Here is a 22,291-nt window from a genome sequence, read left to right on the forward strand (position 1 = left end):
GGGTGGCCGGTGGGGGTCTCGCGGGTGGGGGCGCTGCACGGGGGTCTCGGGACAGGCCCCCGTGTGCCCGGCGAGCGGCACGCCCTTACGCTAGAACCCGCAGGTCACCTTCCCAATGAGGGAACCCCCTAGGGCAGTTGGGCAGGGAAAACCCTCGGTCGGCCCCGGCCGAACCCGCCGCTGCGGTGAATCGCGCGGGATCTCAGCCGCCGGGACGGCCCGCCGCCAGCCGGACGATGTCGACGCGCGACCGGATCCCGAGTTTGCGGTAGACCCGGGTCAGGGTCGCCTCGACGGTCTTGACGCTGATGAACAGCCGCGCCGCTATCTCCCGGTTGGTCGCACCCTCCATGACCAGCGCCGCGACCTGACGCTCCATCGAGGCGAGGGAGTCCAGCGCGTCCAGGGCGGCGGCCGGCGCGGGTGCCGGTTCGGCCGCCGGCGCCGTCGCGGCCGCCTCCACCTGGCGCAGCCACGGCAGCGCGCGGCACCGCCGGAACAGCCGGGCCGCCTCGTCGTAGGAGACCGGTCCGGGCCTGCCGGTGCGCAGCGCCGCCGCCGCGAAGGCCGCCCGGGCCTCCTCCAGGCCGTAGCCGAGCTTGGCGAGCCGGTCCTGCACCGAGGTCAGCCGTTCGGCGGCGGACTCCCGTTCGCCGCGGGCGGCGCACACCAGGGCCTCCGCGCGGTCCAGCACCGCGAGCACGCTCTCCCGGCCCAGGCGCAGGGCGCGGGCCCGTGCCGTGTCGATGACGTCCTGCGCCTCCTCGGTCGCGCCGACGCGGACCAGCGCCTCGGCGAGATCGCCGTGCCAGCGCCCGCGTGCCGGGTCGGTGATGCCGAGGCCCTGCTCCAGCTCGCGCACCCGGCGCAGCGAGGCCACCGCCGCGGGGGCGTCCCCGGCCACCAGCTGGGCATGGCCGAGGGCGGCCAGGGCGCGGGAGACGTACATCTGGTCGCCGTCCTGCTCGGCGTGGTCGAGCGCCTCCCGGGCCAGCGCCAGCGCCCGGTCCACCTCGCCGCCCGCGGCCTCCGCGAGGGAGGTGAGCACGGCCGAGGCGACCTCGCCGATCCCGGTGTCCCGGGCCAGCCGCAGGCTCTCGCGGGCGAGGTCGAGGGCGCGGGCGCAGTGCCCGGTGCGCAGCTCGGTCTCGGCGAGACCGCGCAGGAAGTGCACCTCGCTCTCCACCGAGCCGCGCCGCCGCACCTCGCGCAGCAGCGCGGTGACGGTGGCGCGGGCCTCGGGCAGCTGGTCGCTCATCACCAGCCAGCGGAAGCGGGCGTACCCGGCGCCGTTGTGGTGGCAGGCCACCCGCGGGTCCTGCGGTTCCCGCAGGGCGCGCTTGATGGTCGCGGGCGCGTCCGGGTGCCCCATCAGGGTCTCGATCTGCGCCTCGAAGGCGAGCGCCATCAGCTCGGTGTACCGGTCACCGCCCCGCGCGGCCAGCTCCGCGGAGTAGGCGGCCTCCTCCCGGGCCGGGTCGAAGTCGCCGTCCACCAGCAGCGCCCGCCAGGCCAGCTGATAGTGGATCAGGGCGAGCAGCCGCGGGTCGTCGCCCGCGTCGGCCAGCGCCTGCGGGAAGACGGCGTCGACCTCCGACATGGCGTGGCCCGCGGTCTCGATCACCACGATCCAGGCCCGCACCCGCTGCGCGGGCACGGTCGAGCCGGACAGCACCTCGCGCGCGATGTCCCGGGCGAGGTCCAGCTCCCCGGCGGTGATGGCGTCCTCGGCAGCCTGAAGCAGCAGATCCTGCGGACCGGGGGGTGTCCGCTCGGCGGGGGGTTCGGGGGTGGGTGCTGCGGTGGCGGGGTCGGGGTGTTGCGGTTCTGTGGGGGCCGGGGATCGCGCGTCGGTGTCGGGGTGGGCGGCGTGGGCTTCGAGGGAGGCGTGGTCCGGGCGTCGCGGCTCTCCTGGGGCCGGGGCATGGGCTTCGGTGCCGTGGTCCCGGTGTCGTCGTTCTCCCGGGGTCGTGGACTCGGGGTCGTCGGCGGCCGGGCCATGGGCTTCGCCGACGGGCGCCGCGGTGTCGTGGTCTTCCTGGACCGTGCCCCCGGTGCCCCCGGTGCCCCCGGTGCCCCCGGTGCCCCCGGTGCCCCCGGTGCCCCCGGTGCCCCCGGTGCCCCCGGTGCCCCCGATGGCGGCGGCGTCGCCGGGGCGCCGTGTCCGTTTCGTCGGGCTCTCCGTGGGCGTGGGTGCGTGGCGGGCGGCCAGGCGGCCCAGGGCGGCGGCCACCGCGGGCGCTCCGCGGTCGCGGGCCAGGGCCGCCGCCTCCGCCAGTGAGGCCGCCACCTCCGGATCGGTGCCGATGGTCGCCAGCGCCAGATGCCGGGCCCGTTCGATCGGGTCCGAGGCGGCCGTGGACAGCGCGGCATGCGCGGCCCGCCGCTCCTGCGCGGGCGCCTCCGCGTACAGCGCCGCAGAGATCAGCGGATGCGCGAAGCGTACGGCCGGCCCCTCCGTCTCCGTCGCCAGCAGTCCCAGTTCGGCCGCCCGCGCGGTCTCCGCCTCGGCGTCGGCGCGCCCCGCCGCGCGCAGGGTGGCCAGGGTGGGGCGGGCGCCGGCGCTGGCCACGAGGAGGGTGTGGCGGGCGTCGGGGGAGAGCATCCCGAGCCGGTTGAGCACCAGGGCGCGCAGCGAGGTCGGCACCGGCAGCGGCTCGCCCGGCCGGGGCGGAGTGGGGTTCTCGGCGAGCGCACGGCCGAGTTCCAGGGCGAAGAGCGGGTTGCCGCCGCTGGTGCGGTGGATGTCGCGGACTGTGGAGCGGGACAGCCCGGTGTAGCCGCGGTGGTCGAGCAGGGCGGCCACCTGGGTGCGGGAGAGAGGGCCGAGCCGGAGCGCCAGGGTGTCCGGCGGGGACGCGCCCAGATGGCGGTCGTACTCCTCGTGCTCGGTCCGCGCCGCGCAGAGCATCCGCACGGGGGTGTCGCCGAGGCGCCGGGCGGCGAAGCCGAGGAGTTCGGCGCTGGCCGGATCCAGCCATTGCAGGTCGTCGGCGACGATCAGGACGGGGCCCTCGGCGGCGAGGGCGCGCAGGGCGGACAGGACGGCCAGCCGCAGGGCGAGGCCGTCGCGCTGCAGGGTGGACTCGCCGCGGCCGGTGAGCGCCGACTCCAGGGCGGTGCGCTGGGCGGCGGGCAGCCGGCCGCAGACGTCGTCCAGGACCAGGCCGAGGAGGTCGGCGAGGGCGAGGAAGGGGAGATGCGATTCGGACTCGGTCGCCGAGCAGCGCAACACCGTCCGGGCCGCCGCGCCGTATTCCGCGGCCAATGCCCGCAGGACGGTCGACTTTCCTGTTCCGGCGGGCCCGTGGAGCAGGACGCTGCCGCCCCGGGCGAGCTGCCGACGCGCCGCCGTGAACGGCTCGTCCCGGCCGATGACCAGGTCGGGGCGGGATCGGGCAGGTTCCGTGAAGTCCCGTGGCACGGTCACCGCTCCCCTCCGTGTGTCGTGTCCTGGCCAATATTAGGCAACAGGTCTTTGAATTTCGGAGTGCCTGCCGGGTGAGGGAAATAACAGCCCGGGAGCATAGGTAAATTCAGGGTGCGGGTGAATGAATGGGGGAGCGCACGCCAGCGCGGCCGGGAAGCCCTGCGGAAGCCCTATGGAAGCAGCCCCGCCCGCCGCGCGGCGGCCACCGCCTCCCCCCGGGTGTGCGCCCCCAGCTTCCGCATGGCCGACCGCAGATACCCCTTCACCGTCTCGGCCCGCAGCCCCAACCGCTCGCCGGCCACGGCATTGGTCGCCCCTGCCGCCACCCAGGCCAGCACATCCACCTCCCGGGGCGCCAGCCGCACCCCCTCGACCGGCCCCTCGGGCGTCAGCAGCCCGCACACCTCCAGCAGCTCCGCGCGCAACCCCGGATCGGAGATCCGCGGTGCCAGCGCCCGCAGGGCCGCATGAGCCTCCCGCACCTGTTCCCGCACGGCTCCCTCGCCGTCCCGCTCCGGGCGCGGCCGCGCCGCCTCCAGCAGCTCCTGCGCCGACTCCCGCACGACGAGCGCCTGTTCCACCTCGCGCGCGGCGGCCACCGCAGCGCTCAGCGTGCGGTCGCCCAGCGGCTGCGGGGTGCGCAGGGCGCCGTAGAGGACACCGCGCACCCGGCGGCGTACGACGACCGGGACCGCGAGGACCGAGCGCAGGCCCTCGGCGGCGACGGCGGTGTCGTACTCATGGCTGATCTGCCGCGAGGAGGAGTAGTCGGTCACCGCGCAGGCGCGGGCCAGGGCGACCGCACGACCGCCGAGGCCGTTGCCGGAGGCGACGGTGAGCCGGCTCAGCGCGTGCGTGGCGGTGCCGTTGAGTTCGCTGATGAGCATCCGCGGGCGGGCGGGCTCCATCAGGCCGCCGAACGCGACCGGGAGACCGGTCGAGCGCCGCAGCCGGACCAGCGCACCCCGGATCTCCGCGGCCGCGGTGACATCTGCTGCCAACTGCCCGCCCTCCCTCTGCGGCGTACACCCCCGTTCGGGGGTGGTGAGACCTGCATCACGGATTACACGATGGCAGGGAGCCGCCGGGCAATGGTCCGGGACAGAGGAGGACACATGACGGCCACCGACGACTTCCGCGGGGCACGGGACTTTCTGCTGGCGCATCGCGAGGACTGGGCCACCGCCTACGAAGGGTTCGAGTGGCCCCGGCCGGAGCGGTTCAACTGGGCGCTGGACTGGTTCGACGTCATCGCGGACGGCAATGACCGCACCGCGCTGCACCTCGTCGAGGAGGACGGCACCGAGGTGCGGCTGTCGTTCGCCGAGCTGTCCGCCCGGTCCGACCGGGTCGCCAACTGGCTGCGTGAGCGGGGCGTCGGCGCCGAGGACCGGATCCTGGTCATGCTCGGCAACCAGACCGAGCTGTGGGAGACCGCGCTGGCCGCCATGAAGCTGCGGGCCGTCGTCATCCCGGCCACCCCGCTGCTCGGCCCCGCCGACCTGCGGGACCGGGTGGAGCGCGGGCGGGTCCGGCAGGTGATCGTGCGGTCCGCGGACACCGGCAAGTTCGCCGAGGTGCCCGGCACCTGCACCCGCGTCGTCGTCGGCGGCGCCCGCGAGGGCTGGCACCGGTACGAGGACGCCTACGCGGCCCCCGCCGGCTTCGTCCCGGACGGCCCCACCCGTGCCGACGATCCGCTGCTGCTCTACTTCACCTCCGGCACCACCGCCCGCCCCAAGCTCGTCGAGCACACCCACGTCTCGTACCCGGTGGGCCACCTCGCCACCATGTACTGGATCGGACTGCGCCCCGGCGACGTGCACCTGAACATCTCCTCGCCGGGCTGGGCCAAGCACGCCTGGTCCAACCTGTTCGCGCCGTGGAACGCCGAGGCGACCGTCTTCCTGCACAACTACACGCGCTTCGACGCGGCCCGCCTGATGGCGGAGATGGACCGGGCGGGCGTCACCACCTTCTGCGCCCCGCCGACGGTGTGGCGGATGCTCATCCAGGCCGACCTGACCGCCCTGCGCACCCCTCCGCGCGAGGCCGTGGCGGCGGGGGAGCCGCTGAACCCCGAGGTCATCGAGCAGGTCCGAAGGGCCTGGGGCGTCACCGTCCGGGACGGTTTCGGGCAGACCGAGACCGCCGTGCAGGTCTCCAACAGTCCGGGCCAGCCGCTGAAGACGGGCGCGATGGGCCGCCCCAGCCCCGGTTACCGGGTGGAGCTGCTGGACCCGGTGACCGGCGCGCCCGGCGCGGCCGAGGGCGAGATCGCGCTCGACCTGTCGGCCCGCCCGGTCGGCCTGATGACCGGCTACCACGGGGACGCCGACCGTACGGCGGAGGCGATGGCGGGCGGCTACTACCGCACCGGGGACATCGCGTCGAGGGACGACGACGGCTACCTGACGTATGTCGGGCGCAGTGACGACGTCTTCAAGGCGAGCGACTACAAGATCAGTCCCTTCGAGCTGGAGAGCGCCCTGCTGGAGCACGAGGCGGTCGCCGAGGCCGCCGTGGTGCCCGCCCCGGACGAGCTGCGCCTCGCCGTCCCCAAGGCCTATGTCGTCCTCGCCGACGGCTGGGAGCCGGGTGCCGGCACCGCGAAGGTCCTCTTCGAGCACTCCCGGGAGGTCCTCGCCCCCTACAAGCGCATCCGCCGGCTGGAGTTCGCGCCGCTGCCCAAGACCGTCTCCGGCAAGATCCGCCGGATCGAACTGCGCGAGGCCACCGCGGCCGGTTCGCACGACGAGTACCGCGAGGAGGACTTCCGGTGACCGCACTGTCGTACACGCACGGAACCGGCGCGACCGCGCTGCTCGGCGAGACGATCGGGGACAACCTGGCGCGCACCGCCGCCACCTGGCCGCAGCGGGAGGCGCTGGCCGACGTCCCGTCGGGGCGGCGCTGGACGTACGCCCGGCTCATGGCGGACGTCGACGAGCTGGCGTACGCGCTGCTGGCGAGCGGGGTCGGCAAGGGCGACCGGGTCGGGATCTGGGCGGTCAACTGCCCGGAGTGGGTGCTCGTGCAGTACGCCACCGCCCGCATCGGCGCGATCATGGTGAACATCAACCCGGCGTACCGGGTGCACGAGGTCGAGTACGTGCTCAAGCAGGCCGGGATCCGCCTGCTCTTCGCCTCCCTGGGCCACAAGAGCAGCGACTACCGGGCCATGGTGGACGAGGTGCGGGGCAACTGCCCCGATCTGCGCGAGGCCGTGTATTTCGGCGACCCGAGCTGGCAGGCGCTGCTCGGCCGCGCCCTCCCACGCGCCCTGCCGGACGACCTGAGCTGCGACGACGCGGTCAACATCCAGTACACCTCGGGCACCACCGGATTCCCCAAGGGAGCCACGCTCTCCCACCACAACATCCTCAACAACGGCTATTTCGTCGGGGAGTCGATCGCCTACACCGAGCAGGACCGGATCTGTCTGCCGGTGCCGTTCTACCACTGCTTCGGCATGGTCATGGGAAACCTGGCGGCCACCACGCACGGCGCCTGCATCGTCATCCCCGCCCCCTCCTTCGACCCGGCGGCCACCCTGGAGGCGGTCCGGCGGGAGCGCTGCACCTCGCTGTACGGCGTCCCGACCATGTTCATCGCGGAACTGAACCTGCCCGACTTCGCGCGGTACGACCTCTCCTCGCTGCGCACCGGCATCATGGCGGGCTCGCCCTGCCCGGTGGAGGTGATGAAACGGGTGGTCGCCGAGATGCACATGGAGCAGGTGTCGATCTGCTACGGCATGACCGAGACCTCCCCGGTCTCGCTGCAGACCCGGATGGACGACGACCTGGAACACCGCACCGGAACCGTCGGCCGCGTCCTGCCGCACGTCGAGGTGAAGATCGTCGACCCCGCCACCGGAGTCACCCGACCGCGCGGCACGGCAGGGGAGTTGTGCACCCGCGGTTACAGCGTGATGCTCGGCTACTGGAACGAACCCGACAAGACCGCGCAGTCCATCGACCCCGCCCGCTGGATGCACACCGGCGACCTGGCGGTGATGCGCGAGGACGGCTATGTCGAGATCGTCGGCCGCATCAAGGACATGATCATCCGGGGTGGCGAGAACATCTACCCGCGCGAGATCGAGGAGTTCCTGCACGGCCACCCGAAGATCGCCGACGTCCAGGTGATCGGCGTGCCGCACGAGCGGTACGGCGAACAGGTGCTGGCCTGCGTCATCCCCCGCGATCCGGCCGACCCGCCGACGCTGGAGGACGTACGGGCGTTCTGCGAAGGTCAGTTGGCCCACTACAAGATCCCGGCCGGGGTGCGGGTGCTCGACTCCTTCCCGATGACGGTGTCCGGAAAGGTGCGCAAGATCGAGCTGCGGGAGCGGTACACCGGCTGATCCTGCGGGGTCTTCGATCACAGCGGGCGCGGCCCGTAAGATCGGGTGCCCTTGGGGGTGGTTATGGGCAGGCAGCGCCCCGGTTCGCCGACGCTGGAGGAAGTCGCGGCTCTCGCCGGTGTCGGACGCGGCACCGTCTCGCGGGTCATCAACAACGCGGCGGGCGTGAAGGAGTCCACGCGCCGGGCCGTCGAGCGGGCCATCGACGAACTGGGCTACGTGCCCAATCTGGCGGCCCGTTCACTGGCCGGGCGGCGCGCCGACGCGGTGGCGCTGGCGCTGACCGAACGGGACTGGCGGCAGTTCGGGGAACCCTTCTTCTCCGAGATCATCCGCTCGGTCGGGGACGCCCTCGCGGACACCTCGATGCAACTGCTGCTCACCCTGGTCCGCACGGACGTCGAGCGGCGGCGCTTCGTGGAGTTCGCGCGCGGCGGGCGGGTGGACGGGGTCCTGCTGATGTCCGTACGGGCCGAGGACCGGCTGCCGGACATGCTCGCCGAGGCCGGACTGCCCACGGTGCTGCTCGGCCGCCGCTCGGGCGACGAGCACGTCACCTACGTGGACGCGGACAACGTCGGCGGCGCCCGGGGCGCGGTCGAGCATCTGCTGCGCGGGGGGCGCCGCAGGATCGCCGCCGTCACCGGGCCGCTCGACATGTACGTCACCCAGTGCCGGCTGCGCGGGTACCGGCAGGCGCTGGCCGCCGCCGGCCTGGAAGCCGCTGCCTCGCTGGTCGTCGAGGGTGACTTCACCGAGGACAGCGGGCGCCGGGCGACGGCCGAACTCCTCGCCCGGCACCCGGACCTGGACGCCGTCTTCGCCGCCTCGGACACCATGGCGGCCGGTGCGCTGGGCGTGCTGCGGGCGGCCGGCCGCAGGGTGCCCGAGGACGTCGCGGTGATCGGCTTCGACGACTTCCCGCTCGCCCGGCACACCGATCCGTCGCTGACGACGGTCCGGCAGCCGCTGAAGGAGATCGGCCGGACCATGGTGCGGCTGCTGAGAGAGGAACTGCAAGAGGGCGAGCAACCCGAGGTGGCCTGGCGCCACGTCATCCTGCGCACCCGGCTGGTGGTCCGCGACTCGGCCTGAGGGCCGTCGAAGGCCGCGAGCGAAAGTTTCGGGAGCGCTCCCAAGTCCCGGAGCCCGTTTGGGCGTTGCGAATGCGTCCCTGTGACCTGCGACTTCGAAATCCATTCGATGCATTCGCGCGCGCAGGGTTGTCAGGAACATGGACGGACTCCTACAGTCCGGACCGAACCGGTGGGGTGGGAGCGCTCCCATCAGTGGGGAGTTGGGAGCGCTCCCGTACCGGCCCCGAATGACCGGCGCCATCTCCGAGAGAGGCCACCCGCATGCGACTGTTACCGCACCGTCCCCGCCCCGCGCGCGGCCTGTTCGCCGCGCTGCTGTCCGCTCTCGCCGCCGTCGCGGCTCTTCTCGTCGCCGCACCGCCGGCCCAGGCCGACACCACGATCTGCGAGCAGTACGGCTCGACCGTCATCCAGGGCCGCTACGTCGTCCAGAACAACCGCTGGGGCACCAGCGCCACCCAGTGCGTCACCGCCACCGACACCGGCTTCCGCCTCACCCAGGCCGACGGCTCGGTGCCCACCAACGGCGCCCCGAAGTCGTACCCGTCGGTGTTCAACGGCTGCCACTACACGAACTGTTCGCCGGGCACCAACCTTCCGGCGCAGATCAGCACCATCTCCAGCGCCCCCAGCAGCATCTCCTACGGCTATGTCTCCAATGCCGTGTACAACGCCTCGTACGACATCTGGCTGGACCCGACGCCCCGCACCGACGGCGTCAACCGGACCGAGATCATGATCTGGTTCAACCGGGTGGGCCCGATCCAGCCGATCGGCTCGCCGGTGGGCAACGCCACCGTCGGCGGCCGCACCTTCGAGGTGTGGACCGGCAGCAACGGCCACAACGACGTGATCTCCTTCGTCGCTCCCTCGGCGATCAGCAGCTGGAGCTTCGACGTCATGGACTTCGTCGACCAGACCGTCGCCCGGGGGATGGCGCAGAACAACTGGTACCTGACGAGCGTCCAGGCCGGGTTCGAGCCGTGGCAGAACGGCGCCGGACTCGCGGTGAACTCCTTCTCCTCCGCCGTCAACCTCGGGGGCGGCGGCGACCCGGGCGGCCCCGGTGGGCCGGCCACGGCCTGCCAGGTGACCTACGCGACCAGCGTCTGGCAGGGCGGCTACACCGCCAACGTCACGGTCAAGAACACCGGTAGCACTGCCCTCAACACCTGGCAGCTCGGCTTCACCCTGCCCTCCGGGCAGCGCGTCACCAACTCCTGGAACGCCACCCTGTCCGGCTCCTCCGGCGCGGTGACGGCGACTCCCGTGGCGCACAACGCGCAGATCGCCGCCGGCGGCAGCCAGACCTTCGGCTTCCAGGGCACCTACAGCGGCACCTTCGCCAAGCCCGGCGCCTTCACCCTGAACGGCACCGCCTGCACCAGCGCCTGACCCCGCCGGTGCGCCGCACCGGCCTCCTCCGGGGCCCGCCCCGCCTTCCCGCACCGACGGGGGCGGGCCCCGGCACCACATCCGCCCCTCCGGCCCGCACCCGGAAAGGCCGCACTCCATGAGCCCGAGCCGCACCGTGTCCGCCAGCCCTCCCGTGCCCCTGCGTTCCCGGACCCGCCGCCCCGCCCTCGTCGCCGCGCTGTGCGCCGCGACCCTCGCCCTGACCGGCCTCGCGGCCGCCCCGCCCGCCCAGGTCCCGGCGGCCGCCGCCGCGCTGCCGTACCAGGACCCCTCCGTGCCGGTGCCCCAGCGGGTCGCCGATCTGCTCTCCCGGATGACGCTCGACGACAAGCTCGGGCAGATGACCCAGATCGAGAAGGACGCGCTCGTCCCGCAGTCCGACCTCGCCACCTACCGCATCGGCTCGGTGCTCTCCGGCGGCGACTCGGCGGTCAGTCCCAACAACGCCCAGACCTGGGCCGACACCTACGACTCCCTGCAGCGCACCGCCCTCGGCACCCCGCTCGGCATCCCGATGATCTACGGCATCGACGCGGTGCACGGCCACAACGCGGTGCGCGGCGCCACCCTCTTCCCGCACAACATCGGCCTCGGCGCCACCCGTGACCCGGCGCTGGTGCAGCGGATCGGACGGGCGGTGGCCGAGGAGGTGGCCGGCACCGGCATCGACTGGTCCTTCGCGCCCTGTCTGTGCGTGGCCCGCAACGACCGGTGGGGCCGCACCTACGAGTCGTTCGGGGAGAAGCCCGAACTGGCCACCTCCATGGCCACGTTCGTCACCGGCATGCAGGGCACGAGCCTGGGCGGCGACCCGGCGTCGGTGCTGGCCACCGCCAAGCACTACCTCGGCGACGGCGGCACCACCGGAGGCGTCGACCAGGGCAACACCGAGCTGTCCGAGGCCGAGCTGCGCGCGATCCACCTGCCGCCCTTCCAGGAGGCGGTACGCCGCGGCGTGGGCTCGGTCATGCTGTCCTACAGCAGCTGGAACGGCGTCCGCTCGCACGGGCACAAGTACCTGGTCACCGACGTGCTCAAGGGCGAGCTGGGCTTCACCGGCTTCGTCGTCTCCGACTGGGCCGCGGTCGACAAGCTCGACGGGCAGACCGGCTTCACCGGCGCCGAGATCGCCACGGCCGTCAACGCCGGCGTCGACATGGTGATGGTCCCGCACGACTACAAGAGGTTCCTCACCCTGCTGCGCGGCGAGGTGAACGCCGGACGGATCCCCCTGGCCCGCGTCGACGACGCCAACCGGCGCATCCTCACCAAGAAGTTCCAGCTCGGCCTGTTCGAAAAGCCGCTCACCGACCGGTCGTTGACCCCGACCGTCGGCTCCGCGGAGCACCGGGCGCTGGCCCGGCAGGCGGTGCGGCAGTCGCAGGTGCTGCTGAAGAACGACGGCGCGATCCTGCCGCTGGCGAAGAACGCCAAGCTGTTCGTGGCCGGCAAGTCCGCCGACGACATTGGCAACCAGAGCGGCGGCTGGACCATGGGCTGGCAGGGCCGCAGCGGGCCCGTCACCGAGGGCACGACCGTCCTTCAGGGCATCCGCGCCGCCGCGACCGACCCGTCCCGGATCACCTACGACCGCTACGGCAACGGCATCGACGGCAGCTACACCGCCGCCGTCGCGGTGATCGGGGAGACCCCGTACGCCGAGATGCACGGCGACCGGCCCGGCGGCATGGGGCTGGACCAGGAGGATCTGCAGACCCTCAGCCGGCTCAAGGCCAGCGGTGTGCCCGTCGTGGTCGTCCTGGTCTCCGGACGCCCGCTCGACATCGCCGCGCAACTCCCGGACTGGCGCGCCCTGCTGGCGGCCTGGCTGCCCGGCACCGAGGGCGCCGGAGTGTCGGACGTGCTCTTCGGCGACCACGCCCCGACCGGCAAGCTCCCCGTGACGTGGATGCGCAGCGCCTCCCAGCAGCCCATCAACGACGGCGACGGCAAGAGCCCGCTCTTCGCGTACGGGCACGGCCTGACCTACGGCAGCGCTCCCGACCCCGATCCGGACCCGGACCCGGACCCGGACCCGGAGCCGCAACCCAAGTCCTGCACCGCCCAGTTCAAGGTCGTCTCGGCCTGGTCCGGCGGCTACCAGGCGGAGATGACCGTCAAGAACACCGGCAGCGGCCCGCTCACCGGCTGGTCCGTCGCCTGGGACCTGGGCGGCTCCACCGTCAACAGCCTGTGGAACGGCTCGCTGACCGTGGCCCAGGGCCGCGCGACCGTCCGCAACGCCGCCCACAACGGCGCCCTGTCACCCGGCGCCACCACCTCGTTCGGCTTCACCGCGAACGGCGGCGCGGGCACGCCCGCTCCGCAGTGCACCGGCTCCTGACGTACGACCGCACATCCGCACGTACCACCGAGGAGGGCACGATGACCGAACCGACCAGAGCCGACGGCGCCATGCGGCCGCGCAGGCGCCGACGACGGTCGGCAGCCCTGGCCACCGCCCTGGCCACCCTGATGCTCGGGGTGGCGGGCCAGATCGCGGGACAGCCCGCGGCAGCGGCGGAAGCACATGTCGACAACCCCTTCGCCGGGGCCACCTTCTACATCAACCCCGACTACGCCGAGCACGTGGACACGTCCATCGCGCAGACCTCCGACGCCACGCTCAAGGCGAAGATGGAGAAGGTCAAGAACTATCCGACCGCCGTCTGGCTGGACCGGATCGCGGCCATCCACGGCGGTGCCGCCAACGCCGGACGCAAGAGCCTCGCCGACCATCTCGACCTGGCACTTGCCCAGAAGAAGCCCGGACAGCCGATCACCGCCACCATCGTGGTGTACGACCTGCCCGGACGGGACTGCGCCGCCCTCGCCTCCAACGGCGAACTCCCGGCCACCCAGGCGGGTCTGGACCGCTACAAGACCGAGTACATCGACGTCATCGCGAACGTCTTCAAGAACCCCAAGTACCAGGACATCCGCATCACCACGGTCATCGAGCCCGACAGCCTGCCCAACCTGGTCACCAACACCGCCGACCCCGAGTGCGCCCAGGTCAAGAGCAGCGGTCTGTACGTCAAGGGCATCCAGTACGCCCTGGACAAGCTGCACGCGATCCCGAACGTATACACGTACCTGGACTACGCGCACTCCGGCTGGCTCGGCTGGGACACCAACCTCACCCAGACCGTGCAGCAGTACACCGAGGTGGCCAGGGGCACCGCGGCCGGTCTGAGCAGCGTCGACGGCCTGATCACCAACGTCGCCAACTACACGCCGCTGGAGGAGCCCTTCCTGACCAACCCCGACAAGACGGTCGGCGGCAACATGGTCAAGTCGAGCAAGTTCTACGAGTGGAACCCGAACTTCGACGAGGCCGACTTCACCAAGAACGTACACCGGGCGCTGGTCGCGGCGGGCTGGCCCGCCTCCACCGGCATGGTGATCGACACCTCCCGCAACGGCTGGGGCGGCGCCGCGCGGCCCACCGCGGAGAGCACCAGCACCACGCTCGACACCTACGTCACCGAGTCCAAGGCCGACCGCCGTACCCACCGCGGACTGTGGTGCAACGTGAGCGGAGCCGGCATCGGGCAGCCGCCGCAGGCCTCGCCCGCGGGATACCCCGACTCGCACCTCGACGCCTTCCTGTGGGTCAAGCCGCCGGGTGAGTCGGACGGCGCCAGCAAGGACATCCCGAACGACGAGGGCAAGCGCCAGGACCCGATGTGCAACCCCGACTACACCGCGCCCAACGCGGGCAACAACAAGACGGGGGCACTGCCCGACGCGCCGCTGGCCGGGCACTGGTTCCACAACCAGTTCGCGATGCTGGTGCGCAACGCGTACCCGGCCGTCCCGACGGGCGGCACCGACCCGGGTGACACCACCGCCCCGACCGCCCCGACCGCACTGCGGGCCACCGCCAAGACCGCGAGCAGTGTCTCCCTGGCCTGGACCGCGGCCACCGACAACGTGGGCGTGACCGGCTACGACGTGTACCGCAACGGCACCCGGGTCGGCTCGGCGCCGGCCGGCGGCACCACGTACACCGACACCGGGCTGAGCGCCGCCACGGCCTACAGCTACACCGTGCGGGCCCTCGACGCGGCCGGGAACGTCTCCGCCGCCTCCACCGCGCTGAGCGTCACCACCGAGACGGGCGGCGGCGGCCCCGACCCGGCGGGCGGCCTCAAGATCGCCTACAAGAACAACGACTCCTCGGCCACCGACAACGCCATCCGCCCCGGCCTGCGGATCACCAACACCGGCAGCGCCGCCCTGGACCTGACCAAGGTCACCGCCCGCTACTACTTCACCCGGGACGGCGGCTCGCCCACCGTCAACGCCTGGTGCGACTACGCCGCGGTCGGCTGCTCCAACGTCAAGCTCAGGGTCGTCCCGCTGAGCACCCCGGTCGCGGGCGCCGACGCCTATCTGGAGGTCGCCTTCTCGGCCGGCTCGCTGGCCGCGGGCCGGGACACCGGTGACCTCCAGCTCCGGATGGCCAAGTCCGACTGGTCCGCGTTCAACGAGGTCGGCGACCACAGCCGCACCACCGCCACCTCGTACACCGACGCCCCGGCGATCCCCGGCTACCTCGGCACCACCCTGGCCTGGGGCACCCCGCCCGCCTGATCCGCGTACCTCCCCACACTCCCCCGCCCGCCCGGAGCGATCTCTTCCCCGGGCGGGCGGGGGCTCCACAGCGGACAGCCAAGGAACGACAGGAGGCACCATGGTTCGACGCAGAAACCGGCTCCTCTCCTGGGCGGCGGTGCTCGCCACCCTGCTGAGCGGACTCGGTCTGGCCTTGCTCGGCCAGGGCAGCGCGCAGGCCCACGGGGTGGCGATGATGCCCGGCTCGCGGACGTATCTCTGCTATCAGGACGCCAAGACGGGCACCGGCGCCCTGGACCCGACGAACCCGGCGTGCAAGGCCGCGCTGGCCGAGAGCGGCTCTACGGCGCTGTACAACTGGTTCGCCGTGCTCGACTCCAACGCGGGCGGGCGCGGCCCCGGGTACGTGCCGGACGGCAAGCTGTGCAGTGCCGGTGACCGCTCCCCGTACAACTTCACCGGCTACAACGCCGCCCGCGCCGACTGGCCCCGCACGCATCTGACCTCCGGGAAGAGCATGCAGGTCCGGTACAGCAACTGGGCGGCCCACCCGGGCGACTTCCGGGTGTACCTGTCCAAGCCCGGCTACTCGCCCAGCAGCCCGCTGGGCTGGAACGACCTGGAGCTCATCCAGACCGTCACCAACCCCGCCCAGTCGGGTTCGGTGGGCAGCGATTCCGGTCACTACTTCTGGAACCTGAACCTGCCCGCGGGCCGCTCGGGCAACGCGGTGCTGTTCATCCAGTGGGTGCGCTCGGACAGCCAGGAGAACTTCTTCTCCTGCTCCGACGTCGTCTTCGACGGCGGCAACGGCGAAGTGACCGGCATCCGCGGCTCGGGCAGCACCCCGACGCCCACGCCCACGCCCACGCCGACTCCCACGCCGACGCCGACCCCGACGCCGACGCCCACCCCGACCAACCCGCACAGCGGCTGCATGGCCGTCTACTCGGTGACGAACGCCTGGAACGGCGGCTTCCAGGGCTCCGTCCAGGTGATGAACCACAACACGGCACCGATGAACGGCTGGGCCGTGCGCTGGCAGCTCGGCACCGGCACCAAGCTCAACCAGGTCTGGAACGGCACGCTCAGTACCGGATCCGACGGCACGGTCACGGTCAGAAACGTCGACCACAACCGGACCGTCGCACCGGACGGCAGCGTGAACTTCGGCTTCACCGCCACCTCCACCGGCAACAACCATCCGGTCGGCTCGATCGGCTGCGTCACCCCGTAACCCGTACCGCCGAGGCGCCGGCTCCCCGCACCGCGGGGAGCCGGCGCTCTCGTGTGCGCGGCGGTCAGCGGGCGGGGGAGACCAGCGCGTCGGCGTGGTCGTTGACCGGCTGCGGGGTGCCCGCGAGGTCCAGGACGAACAGCGGGACGCCGAGGGCGTCGGCGCGGACGCGGCCCTCGGTGGCGTATCCGGCCAGGGAGAAGTAGACGCAGCGCGCCGACTCGGCCATGGCGGTCAGCCACAGGCACTCCACGTCCCGAACCGAGGCCGGGCGGACGGTGGGGTCGACCTGGGCGAGCAGGCCAGGGGCGGCGAGTCCGATGCCGGCGGGGGGCCGCTGGTCGGCGCGGCGGATGTCCCGGTAGCCGAGCCAGCGCAGGTAGAGGGCGGCGGCCGTGACGGCGTCCCGGGCGGTGCGGATCGGCACCGGCACGAAGGGGGCCCGGCACCGGGGCGGCACGGGCGTACGCGCGCCGGGGGTCGGGGGAGCGGCGGCGGGACCGGCCGAGGAGAGCGTCCCCGTCACCGGGATCCGCAGGACCGTGCCGCACGGGCAGCCCAGCTCGGGGCGGGGCCACTGGCCGCTCCGGCCGCAGGCGGCGCACCGGACGGTCACCCACTCCTCGGCCCAGGCCCGGTGGCGGACGGCGACCGGGACCCCGCGCGGATCCAGCGGCGGGGCGACCGGGGCACCGCAGGCGCACGGATAGGCCACGGCCGCGTACTGGTGCTCATGACTGCAGGCCGGGCAGCGCACCGCCACGCTCTGGGGCATGGCACCCATGGTGCTCCAGCGCGCCCCCGCTTGTCCGTCTCTTGACGGGCTTCGTCCTCCCACTTACATTGCTTCCAGATAGTAGAAAAGACTTTCCGCAATACGGAAGAGCTCAACCGCGGGGCGCGACGGGGATGCGAATCCGACAGCCGAAGCAGGAGTACTCAATGGCTCGAATGACCGCTGCCCGAGCGGCAGTTGAGATCCTCAAGCGCGAGGGCGTCAGCAACGCGTTCGGTGTGCCGGGCGCGGCGATCAACCCGTTCTACGCGGCGCTCAAGGCGTCCGGCGGCATCCAGCACACCCTCGCCCGGCATGTCGAGGGTGCCTCGCACATGGCCGAGGGCTACACCCGCACCCACGCGGGCAACATCGGGGTGTGCATCGGCACCTCCGGACCGGCCGGCACCGACATGATCACCGGTCTGTACTCCGCGATCGGTGACTCCATCCCGATCCTGTGCATCACGGGCCAGGCGCCGACCGCCGTGATCCACAAGGAGGACTTCCAGGCCGTCGACATCGCCTCGATCGCCAAGCCGGTCACGAAGATGGCGGTGACCGTCCTGGAGGCCGCGCAGGTCCCCGGCGTCTTCCAGCAGGCCTTCCACCTGATGCGCTCCGGCCGTCCCGGCCCGGTCCTGATCGACCTGCCGATCGACGTCCAGCTCACCGAGATCGAGTTCGACCCGGAGACGTACGAGCCGCTGGCGGTCTACAAGCCGGCCGCGAGCCGCGCCCAGGTCGAGAAGGCGCTCGGGATGCTGAACGCCTCCGAGCGGCCGCTGATCGTCGCGGGCGGCGGTGTCATCAACGCCGACGCCGCCGATCTGCTGGTGGAGTTCGCCGAGCTGACCGGCACCCCGGTCGTCCCCACCCTGATGGGCTGGGGCCTGCTGCCCGACGACCACGAGCTGAACGCCGGCATGGTGGGCCTGCAGACCTCGCACCGCTACGGCAACGCGACCTTCCTGGAGTCCGACTTCGTCCTCGGCATCGGCAACCGCTGGGCCAACCGGCACACCGGCAAGCTGGACGTCTACACCGCCGGCCGGAAGTTCGTCCACGTCGACGTCGAGCCCACCCAGATCGGCAAGATCTTCGCCCCGGACTACGGCATCGCCTCCGACGCGAAGGCGGCGCTCGAGCTGTTCGTCGAGGTGGCACGGGAGTTGAAGGCGGCCGGCAAGCTGCCCGACCGCTCGGCGTGGGCGGCCTCCGCACAGGAGCGGAAGGCGACGCTGCAGCGCCGTACCCACTTCGACGACATCCCGATCAAGCCGCAGCGCGTCTACGAGGAGATGAACAAGGCCTTCGGCCCGGAGACCCGGTACGTCTCCACCATCGGCCTCTCCCAGATCGCCGGCGCCCAGATGCTGCACGTCTTCCGGCCGCGCCACTGGATCAACTGCGGCCAGGCCGGCCCCCTCGGCTGGACGATCCCGGCCGCGCTGGGTGTCGCCAAGGCCGACCCGGAGGCGTCCGTGGTGGCGCTCTCCGGCGACTACGACTTCCAGTTCATGATCGAGGAGCTGGCGGTCGGGGCGCAGCACCGGATCCCGTACGTCCATGTCCTGGTGAACAACTCCTACCTCGGCCTGATCCGCCAGGCGCAGCGGGCCTTCGACATCGACTTCCAGGTCAAGCTGGAGTTCGAGAACATCAACTCGCCCGAGCTGGGCGTCTACGGCGTCGACCACGTCAAGGTCGCCGAGGGGCTCGGCTGCAAGGCGATCCGGGTGACCGACCCGGCGGAGCTCGGCGCGGCCTTCGAGCAGGCCAAGAAGCTCGCCGCCGAGTTCCAGGTGCCGGTCGTCGTCGAGGCGATCCTGGAGCGCGTCACCAACATCTCGATGTCGACCACCAACGACATCAGCAACGTCGTGGAGTTCGAGGAGATCGCGACCGAGCCCGGCCATGCGCCGACCGCGGTCAAGACGCTGAAGGTCTGATACACCGACCGGCTCGACCAGGGGCAGCCCACCCGTGAGGTGGGCTGCCCCTTCGTCGTTCCCCCGTTTCGCCGTTCCCGTCCTGAGGCCCGCCGCACACCCCCGTACCGGCGGGCCTCAGGACGCCCCCGTGTTCCGCGGGCCGCCCGGACACCCCTGACCGGTGTGTGGCCCGCCGGAGCCCGCCGCCCCCGTGCCGGCGGGCCCCGTGTTCCGAGAATGTGCCCGCGCCCGGGGGCGGTTGAAGCCCCCGGGCGCGGGTTCAGAGGTTGATTTGAGGGTTGCGTAGCCGGGCTACGGACGGCGGCGTAGACGGTTCACGTCCCCGGTGTCCCGTGCGTCCCGTGGGGCTCCGAGAGCCCCGGCCACTCCTCGGGGCCGCCGCCCTGCCATTCGACGAGGTCGCTCTCCGAGACATCGGTGACGTACAGGTCGGCCAGCCGCAGGAACTCGGCGACGTCGTCGATGTGCGAGGCGATGCCGAGGGTCTCGTCCCCCGCGGTGACCCGCCGGGAGCCGTCCAGGGCGGGGGAGTGGACCACGATGTGCGGTTGCTGCGTCGGTTGTGCCATGTCTTCAGCCTGCTGCGCCAGGGGCGGTTCCGCACGCCGGGAACGCCGACAAGCGCCGGATACGGGACCGTCCGTATCCGGCGCCTGTCGGCCGGTGAGGCGTGAGGGTTTTCGGGACCGCGGCGGTCGCGACGGAGCCTGAAACGCCCTTCCCTCAGGTCGAGAAGGGGTCCCGGTCCTTCACCACCGCACTGGCTCGCACACCGCCGCGGTCCTCACCCTGACCCGCGTCCGAAGCCGATCGACCACCCCTCATCCGGGTCTGTCGGCCGCTCGGGCGCGGTCAGGGAGCCTTTCAGTCCTCGCGCAGGGCGCGGACCGCCTCCTCCACGCGCTTGCCGTACTCCGGGTCGGCGGCGTGGAAGTGGGCCAGGTTCTTCTCGATCACGTCGTCGCGGGAGACCTGGGAGAGGCCACCGGCGATGTTCGCGACCAGCCGGGACTTCTCCTCGGCGGACATCAGCCGGTACAGCTCACCGGCCTGGAAGAAGTCGTCGTCCTTGGTGTGCTGCGGGGCCTCGTGCGTGCCGGTGTACCCGGACACCGCGAGCGGGGCGGACAGCGGACGGCCGGTCTCGACCGGGCCGTCGTAGGAGTTCGGCTCGTAGTTCTTGGCGTACCGGCCCTGGGAGTTGGCGGCCATGAGGCCGTCCCGGCCGTAGTTCCGCGCGCTCGTCGCCCGCGGGGCGTTCACGGCGAGCAGGGTGTGGTTGACGCCCAGGCGGTAGCGGTGCGCGTCGGCGTAGGCGAACAGGCGGCCCTGGAGCATCTTGTCCGGCGACGGGCCGATGCCCGGGACGAAGTTGTTCGGGGAGAACGCGGCCTGCTCGACCTCGGCGAAGACGTTGTCGGGGTTGCGGTCCAGGACCAGGCGGCCCACGCGCTGCAGCGGGTAGTCGGCGTGCGGCCAGACCTTGGTCAGGTCGAACGGGTTGAAGCGGTACTCCGCCGCCTCGGCGGCCGGCATCACCTGCACGTACAGCGTCCAGGACGGGTTCACGCCCCGCTCGATGGCCTGGAGCAGGTCCGTCTGGTGCGAGTTGGGGTCCTTGCCCGCGGTCTCGGCGGCCTGCTCGGCGGACAGGCAGCGGATGCCCTGGTTGGTCTTGAAGTGGTACTTGACGAAGAAGGCCTCGCCCTCGGCGTTCGTCCACTGGTAGGTGTGCGAGCCGTAGCCGTTCATGTGGCGGTACGACGCCGGGATGCCGCGGTCGCCCATCAGCCACGTCACCTGGTGCGTCGCCTCGGGGGAGTGCGCCCAGAAGTCCCAGACGTTGTCCGGCTCCTGACGGCCGGTGAACGGGTCGCGCTTCTGCGAGTGGATGAAGTCCGGGAACTTGATCGGGTCCTTGATGAAGAACACCGGGGTGTTGTTCCCGACGAGGTCGTAATTGCCCTCTTCGGTATAGAACTTGACCGCGAAACCCCGCGGGTCGCGGACCGCGTCCGCCCCGCCGAGGCTGTCGGCCACGGTCGAGAACCGCAGGAAGACCTCGGTGCGCTTGCCGACGGCGCTCAGGAAGTCGGCGTGGGTGAAGCCGCTGACGTCGTCGGTCACCTCGAAGTAGCCATAGGCACCGCTGCCGCGGGCGTGCACGACGCGCTCCGGGATGCGCTCACGGTTGAACCGGGCGAGCTTCTCCAGGAGGTGCTGGTCCTGGAGGAGCAGCGGACCGCCGACGCCGGCGGAGGCGGAGTTCTGGTTGTCGGCGACCGGGGCGCCGGACTCGGTGGTGAGCACGCGCTTCGACATCGTGGACCTTCCGTGCGGGAGTCAGCGGAAACCTGTTTCCGCTTCGTGGAGCCTAGGAGGGGGCAAACAAGGCGTCAACAGTTTGTTGAAGATACTCAACGGTCTGTTGCAGTGGATTCCGGGCGGCGCCGCCGCTTGGGCGCGACAGGACAGGTGTCAGCGGCGACGCCGCCCGGAGTTCTCGGCAGGTCCTCAGACCTGGGCGCCGGAGAGGCGCTCGACCGCGCGCAGCAGCGCGGAGTGGTCCAGGCCGCCGTCGCCCTGCGCACGCAGGGAGGCGACGAGCTGGGCGACCACGGCGCCGACGGGCAGGGCCGCGCCGACGTTGCGGGCGGCGTCGGTGACGATGCCCATGTCCTTGTGGTGCAGGTCGATCCGGAAGCCCGGCTTGAAGTCGCGCTGCAGGAAGTTGTCCTTCTTGCGCGTCAGCACGGTGGACCCGGCCAGGCCGCCGTTGAGGACGTCCAGCGCTGCCTTGAGGTCCACGCCCGACTTCTCCAGGAAGACCACGGCCTCGGCGCACGCCTGGATGTTCACGGCGACGATCAGCTGGTTGGCGGCCTTCACGGTCTGGCCCGAGCCGTGCGGACCGCACAGCACGATGGTCTTGCCGAGGGCCTCCAGCACCGGCTTGGCCTCGTCGAAGTCGGCCCGCTCGCCACCGACCATGATCGACAGTACGGCCTCGATGGCACCGGCCTCGCCGCCGGACACCGGGGCGTCCAGCACGCGGACGCCCTTGTCCTTGGCGGCCTTAGCCAGGTCCACGGAGGTCTGCGGGGTGATCGAGGACATGTCGATCAGCAGGGCGCCGGACCGGGCGTTCTCGAGGATGCCGTCGGGGCCGTAGGAGATGGCCTCGACCTGGGGGGAGGCGGGGACCATCGTGATGATCACGTCCGCGTCCTTGACGGCCTCGGCGATCGAACCGGCCGCGGTGCCGCCGGCCTTGGCCAGCCGGTCCAGCTTGTCCTGCTCCAGCGTGAACCCGGTGACGTCGTAACCCGCCTTGATCAGGTTCTCGGACATGGGGGAGCCCATGATGCCGAGGCCGATCCAGGCGATCTTGGGGAGTGCGTTGCTCATGAGGGTGTGCCTTTCGGTCAGGG

14 protein-coding genes are annotated in these 22,291 nt (G+C 72.0%); 8 read left to right on the forward strand and 6 right to left on the reverse strand.

Going from position 1 to position 22,291, the window contains the following annotated elements:
* Positions 1-202: 202 nt before the first annotated feature.
* The gene (locus ACFYW5_RS31455) at positions 203-3,430 is read right to left on the reverse strand and encodes an AAA family ATPase (protein ID WP_389420517.1); all 3,228 of its coding nucleotides are present in this window, start codon (positions 3,428-3,430) and stop codon (positions 203-205) included.
* A 170-nt stretch (positions 3,431-3,600) separates the two neighbouring features.
* Positions 3,601-4,431 (reverse strand): response regulator transcription factor, encoded by an 831-nt coding sequence (locus tag ACFYW5_RS31460; RefSeq protein ID WP_389420518.1) that lies wholly within the window; start codon positions 4,429-4,431, stop codon positions 3,601-3,603.
* 114 nt (positions 4,432-4,545) lie between these two features.
* Between ACFYW5_RS31460 and ACFYW5_RS31465 the strand changes: the two genes are divergently transcribed.
* From ACFYW5_RS31465 to ACFYW5_RS31495, 7 genes are all read left to right on the forward strand, one after another.
* Entirely contained in the window at positions 4,546-6,213 is a 1,668-nt protein-coding gene (locus ACFYW5_RS31465) for an AMP-binding protein (RefSeq protein ID WP_389420519.1), read from the forward strand.
* Positions 6,210-7,799 (forward strand): AMP-binding protein, encoded by a 1,590-nt coding sequence (locus ACFYW5_RS31470; protein WP_389420520.1) that lies wholly within the window; start codon positions 6,210-6,212, stop codon positions 7,797-7,799. Before ACFYW5_RS31465 ends, ACFYW5_RS31470 begins: the two co-directional genes overlap by 4 nt.
* Before the next feature lie 63 nt (positions 7,800-7,862).
* Positions 7,863-8,894, forward strand: coding sequence for a LacI family DNA-binding transcriptional regulator (locus ACFYW5_RS31475; RefSeq protein WP_389420521.1), 1,032 nt, complete (start codon positions 7,863-7,865; stop codon positions 8,892-8,894).
* 263 nt (positions 8,895-9,157) lie between these two features.
* Positions 9,158-10,291, forward strand: a complete 1,134-nt coding sequence (locus tag ACFYW5_RS31480; RefSeq protein WP_389420522.1) for a cellulose binding domain-containing protein — start codon at positions 9,158-9,160, stop codon at positions 10,289-10,291.
* Positions 10,292-10,409: 118 nt separating this feature from the next.
* Complete coding sequence (locus ACFYW5_RS31485) at positions 10,410-12,656, forward strand: glycoside hydrolase family 3 N-terminal domain-containing protein (RefSeq protein WP_389420523.1); 2,247 nt, start codon at positions 10,410-10,412, stop codon at positions 12,654-12,656.
* Between the two features lie 41 nt (positions 12,657-12,697).
* Positions 12,698-14,911: a glycoside hydrolase family 6 protein gene (locus tag ACFYW5_RS31490; protein ID WP_389420524.1), complete on the forward strand. Its 2,214-nt coding sequence runs from the start codon at positions 12,698-12,700 to the stop codon at positions 14,909-14,911.
* A 100-nt stretch (positions 14,912-15,011) separates the two neighbouring features.
* Entirely contained in the window at positions 15,012-16,130 is a 1,119-nt protein-coding gene (locus tag ACFYW5_RS31495) for a lytic polysaccharide monooxygenase (protein ID WP_389420525.1), read from the forward strand.
* Positions 16,131-16,194: 64 nt separating this feature from the next.
* On the opposite strand, the gene ACFYW5_RS31500 is transcribed toward ACFYW5_RS31495, so the two are convergent.
* Positions 16,195-16,914 (reverse strand): hypothetical protein, encoded by a 720-nt coding sequence (locus tag ACFYW5_RS31500; RefSeq protein ID WP_389420526.1) that lies wholly within the window; start codon positions 16,912-16,914, stop codon positions 16,195-16,197.
* A gap of 158 nt (positions 16,915-17,072) precedes the next feature.
* Here ACFYW5_RS31500 and gcl point away from each other — a divergent pair, with 158 nt between their 5' ends.
* Positions 17,073-18,857, forward strand: a complete 1,785-nt coding sequence (gene gcl, locus ACFYW5_RS31505) for a glyoxylate carboligase (protein ID WP_389420527.1) — start codon at positions 17,073-17,075, stop codon at positions 18,855-18,857.
* Between the two features lie 317 nt (positions 18,858-19,174).
* Here the strand turns inward: gcl and ACFYW5_RS31510 are convergent, their stop codons facing one another.
* The 3 genes from ACFYW5_RS31510 to ACFYW5_RS31520 form a co-directional block, all read right to left on the reverse strand.
* The gene (locus ACFYW5_RS31510; RefSeq protein WP_389420528.1) at positions 19,175-19,429 is read right to left on the reverse strand and encodes a hypothetical protein; all 255 of its coding nucleotides are present in this window, start codon (positions 19,427-19,429) and stop codon (positions 19,175-19,177) included.
* 295 nt (positions 19,430-19,724) lie between these two features.
* The gene (locus tag ACFYW5_RS31515; RefSeq protein ID WP_389420529.1) at positions 19,725-21,182 is read right to left on the reverse strand and encodes a catalase; all 1,458 of its coding nucleotides are present in this window, start codon (positions 21,180-21,182) and stop codon (positions 19,725-19,727) included.
* Between the two features lie 192 nt (positions 21,183-21,374).
* On the reverse strand, positions 21,375-22,268 hold the full coding sequence (locus ACFYW5_RS31520) for a 2-hydroxy-3-oxopropionate reductase (protein ID WP_389420530.1): 894 nt from the start codon (positions 22,266-22,268) through the stop codon (positions 21,375-21,377).
* Positions 22,269-22,291: the final 23 nt, after the last annotated feature.

The sequence above is a fragment of the Streptomyces sp. NPDC002779 genome (genome assembly GCF_042888685.1).
Classification (GTDB): Bacteria; Actinomycetota; Actinomycetes; order Streptomycetales; family Streptomycetaceae; genus Streptomyces.